The 14,400-nt window shown below is 41.9% G+C and carries 10 protein-coding genes; 7 read left to right on the forward strand and 3 right to left on the reverse strand.

The annotated features are described in order from the left end of the window. Positions 1–40: 40 nt before the first annotated feature. From QVO88_RS01595 to QVO88_RS01615, 5 genes are all read left to right on the forward strand, one after another. A complete protein-coding gene (locus QVO88_RS01595) occupies positions 41–1,036 on the forward strand; it encodes a LacI family DNA-binding transcriptional regulator (RefSeq protein ID WP_022286785.1) in 996 nt (331 codons plus the stop codon). Positions 1,037–1,123: 87 nt separating this feature from the next. Next, positions 1,124–2,584, forward strand: a complete 1,461-nt coding sequence (locus tag QVO88_RS01600) for a sodium:alanine symporter family protein (protein WP_022286786.1) — start codon at positions 1,124–1,126, stop codon at positions 2,582–2,584. 235 nt (positions 2,585–2,819) lie between these two features. Next, positions 2,820–4,247 (forward strand): ABC transporter substrate-binding protein, encoded by a 1,428-nt coding sequence (locus QVO88_RS01605; protein WP_022286787.1) that lies wholly within the window; start codon positions 2,820–2,822, stop codon positions 4,245–4,247. 177 nt (positions 4,248–4,424) lie between these two features. Continuing rightward, complete coding sequence (locus QVO88_RS01610; protein WP_022286788.1) at positions 4,425–5,132, forward strand: response regulator transcription factor; 708 nt, start codon at positions 4,425–4,427, stop codon at positions 5,130–5,132. Continuing rightward, a complete protein-coding gene (locus tag QVO88_RS01615) occupies positions 5,107–7,584 on the forward strand; it encodes a histidine kinase dimerization/phospho-acceptor domain-containing protein (RefSeq protein WP_022286789.1) in 2,478 nt (825 codons plus the stop codon). The genes QVO88_RS01610 and QVO88_RS01615 overlap by 26 nt, the downstream gene beginning before the upstream one ends. An 88-nt stretch (positions 7,585–7,672) precedes the next feature. Here QVO88_RS01615 and QVO88_RS01620 read toward each other — a convergent pair whose 3' ends face one another. From QVO88_RS01620 to QVO88_RS01630, 3 genes are all read right to left on the reverse strand, one after another. Continuing rightward, positions 7,673–10,195, reverse strand: coding sequence for a heavy metal translocating P-type ATPase (locus QVO88_RS01620; protein ID WP_022286790.1), 2,523 nt, complete (start codon positions 10,193–10,195; stop codon positions 7,673–7,675). A 14-nt stretch (positions 10,196–10,209) separates the two neighbouring features. After that, positions 10,210–10,539, reverse strand: coding sequence for a metal-sensing transcriptional repressor (locus tag QVO88_RS01625; protein WP_022286791.1), 330 nt, complete (start codon positions 10,537–10,539; stop codon positions 10,210–10,212). 165 nt (positions 10,540–10,704) lie between these two features. Continuing rightward, on the reverse strand, positions 10,705–12,087 hold the full coding sequence (locus tag QVO88_RS01630; RefSeq protein WP_022286792.1) for an LCP family protein: 1,383 nt from the start codon (positions 12,085–12,087) through the stop codon (positions 10,705–10,707). A 364-nt stretch (positions 12,088–12,451) separates the two neighbouring features. On the opposite strand from QVO88_RS01630, the gene QVO88_RS01635 reads away from it, so the two are divergent. Further along, complete coding sequence (locus QVO88_RS01635) at positions 12,452–14,080, forward strand: CTP synthase (RefSeq protein ID WP_022286793.1); 1,629 nt, start codon at positions 12,452–12,454, stop codon at positions 14,078–14,080. 181 nt (positions 14,081–14,261) lie between these two features. After that, the coding region (locus QVO88_RS01640; RefSeq protein ID WP_288177704.1) for a hypothetical protein at positions 14,262–14,400 on the forward strand (139 nt) is incomplete at its 3' end.

Consider the following 14,400-nt stretch of genomic DNA (forward strand, 5'->3'; position numbering starts at 1 on the left):
ACTATTTCAGCGGTATGCTGTCGCAGAAAGGATAAGATCTATGAGCATTACAATAAAAGATGTTGCCAAGGAAGCCGGTGTTTCAGTGGCGACAGTGTCAAGGGTTCTCAACGGAAGCTGTAACGTATCAGATGAGTCAACAAAAAAAGTCAATGAAACTATTGCAAGGCTCAACTATTCTCCGAATTTTCTGGGAAGAAATCTTAGAAAGTGCGAAACGAATGTTATTCTTGTAATTATGCCGACCTCTGAACATTCTCTTTATTCAAAGATAGTCATGGGTATGCAGGATTATGCAGGACAAGTTGGTTACGATATCATAACTGCAGTTTCCTATTCAACCTCGACCGCTGAAACAAGGCAGATGAATATGCTTTTTAACAGAACTGTTGACGGTGTTATCCTTCTTGGCACTCAGTATGACGCAGCTTCGCTTAATAAGCTCGCAGAGAATTATAACGTTGCTCTGTGCTGTGAGGGCGTGGAGGGCGCAAATGTGCTTACTGTCGCTGTTGACGATGAACAGGCTGCGTTTGACGCTGTCGCTGCTCTTATCAAAAAGGGTCATAAAAGGATAGGCTTTATCGGAACGAACTCTTCGGCTATCTCCTCCACTGCAAGAGAGAACGGCTATATAAGAGCATTAAAAGAATATGGCATAGAGATAAAGAATGAATATATCTATAAAGAGTCCTATGACTATGACTGCGGAGGCAGAGCGTTTGAATATTTCAATGCACTTGCTGAGAAGCCTACGGCGATTTTCGCTGTGTCAGACTTGCTTGCTATCTCTGCAATGCACAAGGCAATAGATATGGGCATTGATGTGGGCAAAGATGTCGCCATAATGGGATTTGACAATATATCCATGTGTGAGTGGATAATCCCTACACTTTCAACGGTTGAACAGCCTTGCTCAAAAATGGGCGAGCTTGTTGTGGCAAAGCTTATTGAGAACATGAATAAGACTACTAAGGATAATCATTATTATACTGTTGACCACAGGATAATTCTAAGAGAGTCCACAGGCGACTAATTACTTTCGTAAAAATAGATAGGGGAGAAATAAGGCAGTTTTTCCGTAAAAACTGCCTATTTTCTGTAAGAAAGGATTTTTTAGGGCATGGAGAAATTTACAAAAATACTTGAAACGATAGATGGCTATGTCTGGGGCATACCGCTTATCGTACTCATTATGGCTGTGGGAATATTCCTCACCTTTAGGCTAAGGCTTCTTCAGATATTCCACCTGCCAAAGGCTTTGAAATTTATGTTTCAGAACGAAAATGGTGGCAAAGGCGAGATATCGAGCTTTGCAGCACTATGCACCGCACTTTCCGCAACAATAGGTACGGGAAATATCGTCGGTGTAGCAACAGCCATTGGTGTGCTTTCAGGCGGACCTGGAGCGCTCCTCTGGATGTGGATAGCTGCTCTCCTTGGTATGGCAACAAAATTTTCCGAGGGCTTTCTTGCTATCAAATACCGACGTATGGACGCTGACGGACACGTTTGCGGCGGACCATTCTATTACATAGAATATGGCATGGGTAAGAAGTGGAAGTGGCTTGCAAAGGTATTTGCGTTCTTTGGCGCTTGCGTTGGTCTTTTTGGTATCGGTACTTTCTCTCAGGTGAATGGCATCTCATCGGCAGTTCAGGCTTTCTTTGATCCTAAAAAGGAACATACAGTGAATATTTTTGGCGCTGACTATACATGGGCTGTTATAATCTCTGGACTTTTGATAACTATTTTTGCCGCACTTGTTATTATCGGAGGCATAAAGAGGATCTCAAGTGTTTCTCAGGTAGTTGTGCCTTTTATGGCAGTCGTTTATATAGTCGCTTGTCTTTCACTTATTGTTATAAACATTCAGAGGCTCCCTCACGCTGTTGCCCTTATTTTTGAACAGGCATTCAGCTTCAAGGCTGTCGCAGGCGGATCTCTTCCTACAATGTTCATTGCTATACAAAAGGGTGTTGCCAGAGGAATTTTCTCAAATGAGTCAGGTCTTGGTTCGGCACCTATCGCAGCCGCAGCCGCTCAGACAAAAGAGCCGGTAAGACAAGGTCTTGTTTCTATGTGTGGCACATTTATCGACACTATCATTGTATGTACTATGACAGGTCTTGCTATCGTAATGATGGGAAGCTACGAGGCTATCAACCCAGTAACAGGCAAGCCTTTTGAGGGCGTTGAGGTCACAAATCACGCTTTCCAGAACGGCTTCTCGTTCCTGCCGTCAATGATACCTGCATTTATTCTTATGGTCTGTCTTGTGTTCTTTGCTTTCACAACTATCCTTGGCTGGAACTATTACGGTGAAAGGTGTATGGAATATCTTTTTAACAGCAACATGAAGGTGGTCATGGTCTACAGATATCTCTATATCCTCGCTGTATTTATCGGACCATATATGACGGTTTCTGCCGTTTGGACGATCGCTGATATCTTCAATGGACTTATGGCACTGCCAAACCTTATAGCGTTGCTTGCTCTCAGTGGTGTTATCAGTAAGGATACAAGGCGTTATGTGGCGAAGTATTCCAGAGCAAAACGAATCAATAAGCTGGTAAGAGCGTAGATATCGTATTTTATATGAAGCGGAAACGGCTGAATGTTGTTTCCGTTTTTTTATGCTGTAGGCTTAATCACCAAAAAAATGAATGATTATTTGTTGAAATCACCAAAAGTATTTAAAAGAATGTAACAGTGATTGTAACTTTGTTGACAACGATTACATTCGGTGATATAATAGCTATGTAAGAATCAAGGAAACGTTTTCTAATGAAAACGATCCGTTACGGAGGTTATATATAATGAAAAATTCTAAGCGTGTTATTGCCGGTGCAATGGCTCTCTTGTCAGCAGTGAGCGTAGCTTCATGCGGTAGCTCATCAGGCGGCGATTCAAGCAGCTCTTATGTTGATAAGGTAAAGGTAGCAAGCACCGACGATATTGCTACTATCCCTGATGGTTCGGAAAAGGAGTTGGAGTGGCTTTCTTATTTTGACATAAACCCAACTAAGAAAGAGCCGGAAAAGAGAACTGACCTTACTCTTTTTGAGGAAAAGGGCGGTAAGATCAAGTATTCTCAGACTTCATCAATGAACAAGTATGATAAGCTCGCAGCAAGACTTATGTCTAACAATCCACCGGATATGTTCTGGTATGAGCAGTCTATGACATTCCCTGCAAACTGTATCAAGGAAATGTTCCAGCCTGTTGATGATATCGTTGATTTCGATAGTGCTATGTGGAGCGATGTCAAGGACGTTGCAGAGCAGTTCACTCTCAACGGCAAGCACTTTGTTGCACCTATCAACTTCCTGCCAGGTTCTGTTATCACATATGATAAGTCTATGATAGACGCTGCTGGTCTTGATGATCCATATGAGCTTTATCAGAACGGCGAGTGGGATTGGAACGCATGGTATGACATGATGTCAGAATATGTTGAGGGCGCTGCTGCTGACGAGGAGAGATACGGCATAAACGGTTGGTTTGCACCATTTATCTTCCAGTCAACAGGTAAGACTCTTATCACATATGACGCTGATAAGGACGAGTATGTTTCAAATCTCAACGACGCTGACTTTGTAAGAGCATCTGATATGCTTTATGATATCGCAAAGAATGGTATGTACTATCCTGATTGGGTAGGACAGGCAGGCGACGCATTCAAGAAGAATATCCTCTTCTATGCAATGGGTCCATGGGCTTCTACCGGTACACATTCACCAAAGGACGGCGACAATTGGGGCGTAGTTCCAATGCCAAAGGATCCTAACTCTGATACGCTTTATACAACTATCGACATGAATGCGTATATGTGGGTAAAGGGTTCGACAAAGAATGACGCTATGAAGTGCTGGCTCGAGTGTGCAAAGATAGTTTATACTCAGGATACATATAAGGATATCGAGAAGGAGAAGTTCTTTGTAAACAATCCTAACTGGACAGAAGATATGTATAACGTAGCTTACGTTGACCTTGTTACAGACAAGTTCACTAAGATATTTGACCCTGGTTATGGTATCTCCACAACTCTGTCAGATAATGACGCTGCAACAAATGATACTAAGGAAGCTGTTATTCCTTATCTGTATACTTCAGTTATGAAGACAGATGAGAATGGCTCACAGTATACGTGGACACAGCTCAAAGAGCAGTATAAGGGTACTGTTGATTCAGAACTTAAAACTCTCAACGATCAGTATCACGCATATTTGGAAAAGAATAAGTAATACAACTTGCCATATAAAGACGGACGGAATTTATTTCGCCCGTCTTTTTTTGTTGTAATGTCAGAAAAAATGTGATATAATCAGAGAGTACATTAAGATTTAATTAAGAATTATGTTGAGCTGTTTTTAAAGAATGTGGCTTATAATAATAAACGTAAAAGAAAGGATCGTGCCGATATGGAGATAAAGGAGCCTGTAATCCTTGTTGTAGATGATGATAAAGATATAGTGGGAGCTATCGCAAAGCTGCTTGAAATGGAGGGCTATAGGGTAATAAAAGCCTATGACGGTCTTGAGGCTTTGGAGAAGCTCACTGAGAACAGCATACAGCTTATACTCATTGACGTCATGATGCCTAAGCTGGACGGACTTTCTACAATGATGAAAATAAGGGCTACGGAGAATATCCCTATACTTGTGCTTTCTGCTAAATCTGAAGATACAGATAAGGTGCTTGGACTTTCAATGGGCGCTGACGATTACATAACAAAGCCTTATAACCCTATGGAGCTTGTGGCAAGGGTAAGAAGCAACCTGAGAAGATATATGCAGCTTGGTGCTATCGACACGGCAAACAAAACGGATATTATAGAAATAGGCGGTCTCGAGCTTGACACTCAGGCAAAAAGCTTAAAGGTTGACGGAGAACCTGTCAAGCTCACCGCCACGGAGCTTAAAATTCTTGAGCTTCTTATGAAAAACGCAGGCAGGATATTTTCTGCCGAGGAGATCTATTCTAAAGTGTGGAACGAGGACGCTTATGCCGTTGAAAACACGGTAATGGTACATATTCGTCACATCAGAGAGAAAATAGAAATAAACCCTAGAGAGCCGAAATACTTGAAGGTGGTGTGGGGAATTGGCTACAAAATCGAGAAAATTTGAGCAGGCAGAATGGTTTAAGATATTCTCAGCTAAAAAGATGAGAATTATAGCATTTGTGCTTGCCTGCGTTATTGCAGGCGGCTTTTGCTTGTCTTTGGTGCTTTATGCTAACAGCCATGCTGACAGCAGCAGTAAGTCTTATCTTAAATCAGAAAGCTATAAGCTGGCTTCCAATGAAATGTATGAGGAACTGTGCGTTACAGCTTCGGCTTATCTCAGATATGTTGATGAGGATCGGAATTACACCCAGTCTAGACACTTGCTCAATGACTATCTGAATTATCTTGATTACAACCGCTATAAATACAAAAAGACAGAAGACGGTATACGGCTTGTAGACAGTCAGTTTGATTACTATGTGGGGATTACTCAAAATGGCGAAACAAGATATCTGTCAAATATAAAAGATATAGAAAATTATGACAGCGAAACGGATAAGATAAAAGCTTTTAAATCGTCGCACAAAAACTATATACTCCGCCGTGATAACGAGGTCATGAGCGACAGAACTTCATCAGGACAGATAGTTGACTACTATTACAATACAGCGGAGTATCAGGATAACGTGACAGAAGAGTTTTATGCCGACAATCTTGTGCCCGTAGGAGGAAGTTATTATGATAACTACGGCAGATATTTTTACAATTACGGCAATTATGATCCAATAGCTTTCTATAATGTAGACTCAAGATATAATGTTATTAAAGGTCTTGATTTGAAAAACGGTCTGAAATATTCCGACAGGCTTGAAGATGAAGAAATTGGTGACGATTATGACACTGATGACGGCAATGAATACTATGACTATGACAACAGCATATATTATTATGAGGACGATTACGGAAACACATGGGCAAAATGTGAAAACCTCTATGACCTGCCTGATTACAAAGCGACAGACAATGACGATTCAGGTATAACGGTATTCTTTGCACCGAAAGCTGAAAAGCTTACGGCAATGGAAAAGGAATACACCGAGGCTTTGAATGATATGTATCGTGCAAAGCTTTTTGTGATCGTTTTTGGCGTTATTGAATTTATGCTTGTGTGCTATCTGCTCCTGATCTGTGCATATAATGCAGAGCCTGAGAGCGTTGAACGCTGGAAGCAAGGCAATTTTCTAAAAAAAGTGCCTACGGAAGTTTACCTTATCCTAATGGTATTGGCTATTACATTTGCTTTTGTATTTGGCGCCTGCTGGAATTATTATGTGAGCATCACAAAAAATATTTTTGACAATGCTTTGGCTAATTCCGTTTTCAGAAATATACTTGCTGTAGCGTTGTTTGCATTGGCATATTTTGCAGGCTTCGGCTCGCTTATGGAGTTTGTTGGCAAGATAAAGACAAGAAGCATATTCAAAGAAAGCCTTATTTGCAGATTATGTAAGTTCCTATGGCGTAAGTACAAGGAAACATCACTGTATCACTATTTTCATGGACTTCCGCTTGGAGTGAAACTATCCATAAGAACGATAGCCATAGGCGTTATACTGTTTTTGGAATCCGCTTATTATTCCAGTGCAGATGTTGAGCCGTTCTTACTTGTTGTGGCTTTGATACTGATGGTGTTAGATATCCGTGACTTCTCACAGCTTTCAAAGCTCAGCAAACAGATAGACAGCCTTGTAGAAGAAAAGCCTTATGAGGGCAAGATAAGAAAAACTTCGCCGGTGTATGCTGAATCTGAAAAACTCAACTCAGTTCAGGATAAGGTGAGAGAGTCGGTGGAGCAGCAGATACAGTCTGAGCGTTTGAAAATAGAGCTTGTGACAAACGTTTCACACGACCTGAAAACACCGCTGACTTCCATTATCAGCTATATCGACCTGCTTAAGAAAATGGATCTTGACGATGAAGCTTCGAGCTATGTGAAGATACTTGATAAAAAGGCGCAGAAGCTCAAAGGCATTGTGTCTGACGTTTTCAGCATAGCAAAAGCCACAAGCGGCGTTGATGTAAACCTAACAAAGCTTGATTTTGTGATGCTGTTAAATCAGTGCATCGCAGACGCAGAGGACAAGATAGCTGACAGTGGCAAGATAGTAAAGATAAACATAAGTGCCGACAGCGCAATGGTAATGGGCGACGGCGACAAGCTTTACAGAGTGTTCCAAAACATTGTTGACAACGCTCTGAATTACTCTATGGACGGCACAAGGATATTCCTTGATGTGTACAAAAAAGCGGACAGAATAGTATTTGCCGAGAAGAACATTTCGGCAACGCCGATAAACTTCACGGAAGAAGAGATACTTGAAAGATTTGTGCGAGGGAATAAGTCACGAACAGACGGCGGAAGCGGTCTTGGGCTTTCAATATCAAAGAGCTTCACGGAAGCCTGCGGTGGTATCTTCAATATCGAAATAGACGGAGATATGTTCAAGGCGATAGTCGAAATGCCGATAATTCAGGAGGATACGGCAGATAAAACCGATGACAAAACGGAATAGCGTAAATAAAAAAACGGTGGAGAATGACAAACACTCTCCACCGTTTTTACATATACGCAATTACTATGCGTGAGATAAAATATCTGCGTTACTTTATCCCCTTTACCTTATACCCTGCGTCCGTCACCGCCTTAGAAAGCACCTCGTCAGCCACGTCCTTGTCAAGTGTGATGTAAGCGCACTTGTCCTCAAGGGAAACATCTGCTGTAACGCCGTCTATCGCATTAAGCACCTTCGTTACTGTGCCTGTGCAGTGTGAACACATCATGCCGTCGATCTTCATTACCTTTTTCATTTTTTCGTCCTCCGTTTTAGTTTTTATTTCAGCCTTTGCGGCTTTGTTTTCTCTGCCACTTTTAAAAAGATTGAGCCTTAACGCATTGGTCACAACGCAAACTGAGCTTAAACTCATTGCCGCTGCACCGAACATAGGATTGAGCTTCCAGCCAAGCAAGCCGTAGAATACTCCTGCCGCCAGCGGAATACCAAGCGAGTTGTAAATAAGTGCCCAGAAAAGGTTTTCCTTGATGTTCTTCATAACGCTCCTGCTGAGCTTGACAGCCGTAACAGCATCATTCAGATCGCTTTTCATTAGCACGATATCAGCCGAATCGATAGCAATATCCTGTCCTGCACCGATAGCTATTCCAACATCTGCCGTTGTAAGGGCAGGAGCGTCATTTATTCCGTCGCCTATCATGGCTACCTTTTTGCCCTGCTCCTGCAATTCTTTGATTATCGTAGCCTTGTCCTCAGGCATAAGCTGTGATCTTACCTGTGAAATGCCAAGCTTTTTCTGTATTGCTTTAGCCGTTTTCTCGTTGTCCCCTGTGAGCATTACAGTTTCAATGCCTGCCTTTTTGAAGCCCTCTATAGCCTCTGCACTTGTCTCTTTTATCTTGTCTGCAATGAACAGAATGCCTGCAAACTTGTTGTCGATCGCTACATAAAGTGGTATCTCACCATTGTCAGCGTGAGCATGAGCCGTCTCCTCAACCATCGATATGTCAACTTCACTGTTGTCCATAAGCCGCTTGTTACCGATAAGAACGTCTCTGCCCTCAACAACAGCCGATATACCACCGCCTGCTGTTTCTGTGTAGCTTTCAGCAGGGGAGAGTTCAATGCCATTTGTCTTGCAGTGACCTGTAACAGCCTTTGCAAGTGGGTGTGATGAACCGCTTTCTGCCGAGCCACAAAGCTTTTTAAGCTCTGAAACATCAAAATCACCAAACGCTTGCGCTGAAATAAGCTCAGGCTTGCCTTCTGTGCAAGTTCCTGTTTTGTCAAGAACAACAGTGTCAATGCTGTGAGCAGTTTCAAGGCTTTCAGCGGATTTTATTAGGATACCGAACTGTGCCGCTTTACCCGTTCCTACCATTATTGCAGTGGGCGTTGCAAGTCCCAATGAGCATGGGCAAGATATAACAAGCACTGATATTGCCATGTTAAGAGCAAATGCGAAGCTATAGCCAAGTAGCAGCCATACTACCAGTGAAATAAGAGCTATCGTTATAACTATAGGCACGAACACAGCGCTTATCTTGTCTGCAAGCCTTGCTACAGGCGCTTTTGAAGCGGAAGCGTCCTCAACCAGTGCGATTATCTGTGAAAGTGTTGAGTCTTTAGCTTGCTTTTCACACCTTACCTTAGCAAAACCGCCAGCCGATACGCTTGCACTCATAACTCTGTCACCCACTGCCTTGTCTACAGGTATGCTCTCGCCTGTGAGTGCAGATTGGTCAACCGCGCAGTTTCCATCAATAAGAACTCCGTCACATGGCACAGACCAGCCAGCTTTGAGCAGGAATACATCTCCCACCATTACGTTTTCCGCAGGAACTTCCACCTCCTCGCTGTCACGGATAACAACTGCCGTCTTAGGCGCAAGGCTCACAAGCTTGTTTACAGCATTAGCCGTCTTGTCTTTTGAGCGAGCCTCAAGATATTTTCCCACAGTGATGAGAGTGAGTATCATGCCGCATGACTCGTAATATAGATTCATCATATACTCATGTGCCGAGCCAAGGTCGCCCCTGCCCATAAAGTAAGCCATTCTGTAAGTGCCGTAAACACTGTATATGAATGAAGCCGCCGCACCAAGAGCTATAAGGCTGTCCATGTTAGGAGAGCGGTGGATAAGATTTTTGAAGCCGTTTGAAAAATAGTGAAAGTTTATTGCAATGATAGGCACTGTGAGCAAAAGCTGAGTGAGTGCATATATCATCATGTTTTTGTGCCCTACAAAAATAGGGGGGACAGGTATGTTCGCCATGTGTCCCATGCAAATATAGAACAGCGGTATCAAAAATCCCACAGACCACCATAGGCGTTTCTTCATCTTTTTACTTTCGTCCTGAGCCGCCGCAACAGGTGATGCAGTTTTGTTTTCTTTGTCGCCTATCTCGCTTGCTCCATATCCTGCACTTTCAACAGCATTTATGACCGCCTGAGCGTTAGTTACGCCCTCGTCAAGATCCACCGTCATTTTGTTTGCAAGCAAGTTCACGTTTACGTCCATTACGCCATTAACCTTACTCACAGCCTTTTCCACATGAGCCTGACACGCCGCACAACTCATGCCAGTTACATTGAATTTCAACTTTTTCATAGATATTTGCCTTTCTATTTAAGCTTTTTCATAAGCTCTAATACTTCATCGACAACTTCAGTGTTGCCACTTTGTATCTCCTCTGTCATACAGGTCTTCATATGTTCCTGCAAAATAAGATAGCCGAAGCTTTGCATTGCACTTTCAACCGCTGCAACCTGAATGAGTATATCTCCGCAGTAGCGGTTATCGTCAAGCATTTTGATAATGCCGTTTATTTGTCCCGAAACTCTGCTTAGCCTATTCTTTAGCTGTTTTATTTCCTTATCATCACGGGGAGTGTGCTTGTGCCTACAAGTATCACAGCAGCCGCATGACAGTTCTTTATCATTTCTGTTGTCCATGTTTTTTTGCCTCCTTACTATATCAAATACCCTTATGGGGTATCTTTTGCAACATATATATTATATACCCCTTATGGGTATTTGTCAACTATTTTTTTTATATTTTTTGCACGAAGCAAAAAAATATCCGCCCTCCCAAAAGGAAAGCGGATATCAATTATTCAGTTAGTAGCCGTAATACCCAGTATCATAGCTGTAGTTGTAAGCATTTTCTTCCTGATACTGCTTGATAGCTTCGTCAATGTTTTTACAACTGCCGTAAACTATATATTGAATGAACGCAGAGTTTGCGGCAAAGTCCGGATTAAGCACGTCCATGCTATAGATGACTTCGTTTGTGAAATAGCCGTCAGCAGGTATTCTAAGCTGCTGGATATCATATTTCATATAGTCAAAAGCATTGAGGAGCAGATTTGCGATCTCACCATCAGTAAGGTCTGTGTTTATCTCAGGAAGGACTTTGTTCAGAAGCTTGTCAAGCTGAACAAGATTGAGCTTCTTGGATTCGGTTATTATCTCTGAGATAACACGTCTTTGACGTTCGGTACGCTCATAGTCGGAATTCCCTACATATCTAAGCCTTGCAAACGCAAGTGCCTGATTTCCGTTAAGATGAAGCTTTACCTTATCCTCATCACTCTTGCCCGCAAATATGTCGTCGCTTATATAGTCGGTGCCTTTTTTATTTTTAAGGTATTTGTTCTGTTCAGCCATCGGCTTCTTCATGCCCTCGGCTTCAGCCTTTGACACTTCCATGTCGATACCACCTACAGTCTCAACTATATCTATAAACGAGTAGAAATTCACTCTTGCGTATCTATCTATCTGGATACCGAAATAATCCTCAATACACTGTTCAAGATACTCACAGCCACCGTGCCAGTAAGCGCTGTTGAGCCTGTTGCCCTCGTCAAACTGTGCCATGTAAATGTACATATCACGCATAAGGGAGGTCATTGTAATAGTTTTGTTCTTGGTGTTTATGGAAATTATCATCATAACATCAGTATTTCCACGGCTCTCCTCTTCTGTATCACGGATATCCTCGCCAATGAGCAGAATGTTCGTTACGTCCTCGCTGGATATCTTGGAGGACTGCTTTTGTAGCTGAGCCTTAAGCTCGTCCTCTTTTTCCTTTGCGTCAAATGTATCCGCCTCACTTGTAAGCTCGCTGGAATTTATAGGCGCTCTGCCTGAATTTATCTTAGTATCTTTAGTTCTGTCAAGCATTCCTGTGTAGTGGAAAAACAAACCTACGATAATGGCAATTATAATAATGAATACTACAAATATTATTCCAAGAGCAATACCCGTCTTTTTCTTCTTGCTCCAGCCTCTTTTCTTTTTTGGCGTCTTATCCTGCTTTGAATCAGACTCATGTGTCGGATCAGCTTTCTGCTGTTCCTTTGAGGGGATAGGTATGACCCCCGTAGGTCCGTTTGAGTTTGAAGCATCAAGTATCTTTCTATTTTCTATTGCATTGGATATTAGCGACTGTAAATCCTTATCTCCCTGAGTGTTGGAGGTGTTCTTGTTGTCGTTGTCCATAAAATAAACCTCGTTTCCGATTAAAGTCAGCAAGCCGGAAGTCTATAGCTCGTTTAAGCATAATACAATAATAGTATATACTATTTTACCTCAAATTACAACATAAATTTCGTACGAATTTGACTTTAAAATTACATCAATTTTTATAAAATCAAATAAAACCGCTTTAATTTATAACAATTTTACAAGAGATTATTGCAGCTATTTGATAATTTATAAAAAATTCAGAGAAAAATAGAAAAAACACTTGCCTTTTGTATAAAAATTTGTTATGATATTAGTAAGAGCGAAAAGGTGAGTTGTGTCCACATGATCTCACCTGATTTTTTTGTGTTTTATTTTTGATATATGGAGGAGAAATGATATGCCTACAAAATATGTCTTTGTAACAGGCGGTGTAGTATCAGGTCTTGGAAAGGGCATAACCGCTGCGTCACTGGGAAGATTGTTAAAAGCAAGGGGCTACAGCGTTACCATTCAGAAATTTGACCCGTATATAAATGTCGATCCAGGCACAATGTCACCTTATCAGCATGGTGAAGTTTTCGTAACTGACGATGGTGCGGAAACTGACCTTGATCTTGGTCACTATGAGAGATTTATCGACGAAAATCTTTCTATCAATTCAAATGTTACCACAGGTAAGATATACTGGACAGTTCTTAATAAGGAGAGAAGAGGAGATTATCTTGGTGGCACAGTTCAGGTCGTTCCTCATATCACCAACGAGATAAAGGATCGTCTTTACAGAGTAGGCAAATCAACTGACACAGATATAGTTATCACAGAGATCGGCGGAACAGTTGGCGATATCGAGTCCACACCATTCCTCGAGGCTATCAGACAGGCTTCTATCGAGCTTGGAAGAGAAAATTCCGTATTTATACATGTGTGCCTGCTGCCTTATATCTCAGGCTCAAAGGAGCTTAAATCAAAGCCTACACAGCATTCCGTAAAGGAACTGCTTTCTATCGGTATCCAGCCTAATATCCTTGTTCTTCGTTCTGAAATGGAGATACCAGAGGATATGAAGCAGAAGATAGGTCTTTTCTGCAACGTAAGAGCAGAGGACGTTATACAGAATCTTACAGCACCATCACTTTATGAAGTGCCTCTCTGGCTTGAAAAAGAGGGCCTTGCAGATGTTGTTTGTCATCATCTTAAGCTTGAGTGCAGACAGCCAGACCTTAAAGAGTGGCAGGAAATGATAGGCAGAGTTCATAGCTGTAACAAGAAAGTAACTATCGGTCTTGTTGGCAAGTATGTTGAGCTTGAGGACGCTTATCTTTCCGTAGCAGAAGCTCTCCGTCACGGCGGTTTTGAGAACAGTGCAGAAGTTGATATCAAGTGGATACAGTCTGAAAATCTCAATGAGAACACTGTAGCTGAAATGCTCCACGGCTGCGACGGCATAATCGTACCGGGCGGCTTTGGTGACAGAGGAATCGAGGGCATGATCGAAGCTATCAAATATGCAAGAGAACATAAGATACCAATGTTCGGTATCTGCCTCGGTATGCAGATGTCTGTTGTTGAGTTCGCAAGACACGTTGCAGGACTGGAAGGGGCAAATTCTTCCGAGTTTGGTGACACTCCATATCCTGTTATAGACATCATGGACTCACAGAAAGATATCACAGAAAAGGGCGGCACGATGCGACTTGGCCTTTATCCATGCAAGCTTGCAGACAATTCAAGATGTGCTGAGATTTATTCAGCACCACAGAATCTTATCCGTGAGCGTCATCGTCACCGTTGGGAGTTCAATAATGAATACAGAAAGCTTCTTGAAGATAAGGGTCTTATGCTTGCAGGTCTTTCACCTGACGAAAAGCTTGTTGAGATAGTAGAGCTTCCAAAGAATGTACACCCATGGTTCGTTGGTGTTCAGTTCCACCCAGAGTTCAAGTCAAGACCAAACAGAGCGCACCCTCTGTTCAGAGATTTCATCAGAGCTTCTATTGAGTATTCTGAGTTTGGCGAGAAAATATAATAACATATAGTTTTTATCAAGGACAGATGATTTTTTCATCTGTTCTTTTTTTGTGCAAAAATGCAAAACGTGCAGGAAAAATGGCGTAAATATGTATGATTTGAATAAAAGTCATTGACCTTTTATGTGATGTATGATATAATCGTATTAAGTGAAGTAAAAGCTGACAGGTGGTGAGGATTTGTTAAAAGATCTTGAGAAACCAATAGAATATTTAAAAGGCGTCGGCGAAAAGCGTGCCGAATGCTATGAGAAATTAGGCGTAAAGACAGTATATGACTTGCTTTGTCATTATCCAAGAAGTTATATCGACTATACCT

Origin of the sequence: Ruminococcus sp. CAG:57 (genome assembly GCF_000435935.1) — a bacterium.
Classification (GTDB): Bacteria; Bacillota; Clostridia; order Oscillospirales; family Ruminococcaceae; genus Hominimerdicola; species Hominimerdicola aceti.

Excerpts from the sequence above, each read along its gene's own strand:
- QVO88_RS01605 (WP_022286787.1), top strand. The coding sequence starts at position 2,820 with ATGAAAAATTCTAAGCGTGTTATTGCCGGTGCAATGGCTCTCTTGTCA.
- QVO88_RS01635 (WP_022286793.1), top strand. The coding sequence starts at position 12,452 with ATGCCTACAAAATATGTCTTTGTAACAGGCGGTGTAGTATCAGGTCTT.
- QVO88_RS01610 (WP_022286788.1), top strand. The coding sequence starts at position 4,425 with ATGGAGATAAAGGAGCCTGTAATCCTTGTTGTAGATGATGATAAAGAT.
- QVO88_RS01595 (WP_022286785.1), top strand. The coding sequence starts at position 41 with ATGAGCATTACAATAAAAGATGTTGCCAAGGAAGCCGGTGTTTCAGTG.
- QVO88_RS01630 (WP_022286792.1), bottom strand. The coding sequence starts at position 12,087 with ATGGACAACGACAACAAGAACACCTCCAACACTCAGGGAGATAAGGAT.
- QVO88_RS01600 (WP_022286786.1), top strand. The coding sequence starts at position 1,124 with ATGGAGAAATTTACAAAAATACTTGAAACGATAGATGGCTATGTCTGG.
- QVO88_RS01620 (WP_022286790.1), bottom strand. The coding sequence starts at position 10,195 with ATGAAAAAGTTGAAATTCAATGTAACTGGCATGAGTTGTGCGGCGTGT.
- QVO88_RS01625 (WP_022286791.1), bottom strand. The coding sequence starts at position 10,539 with ATGGACAACAGAAATGATAAAGAACTGTCATGCGGCTGCTGTGATACT.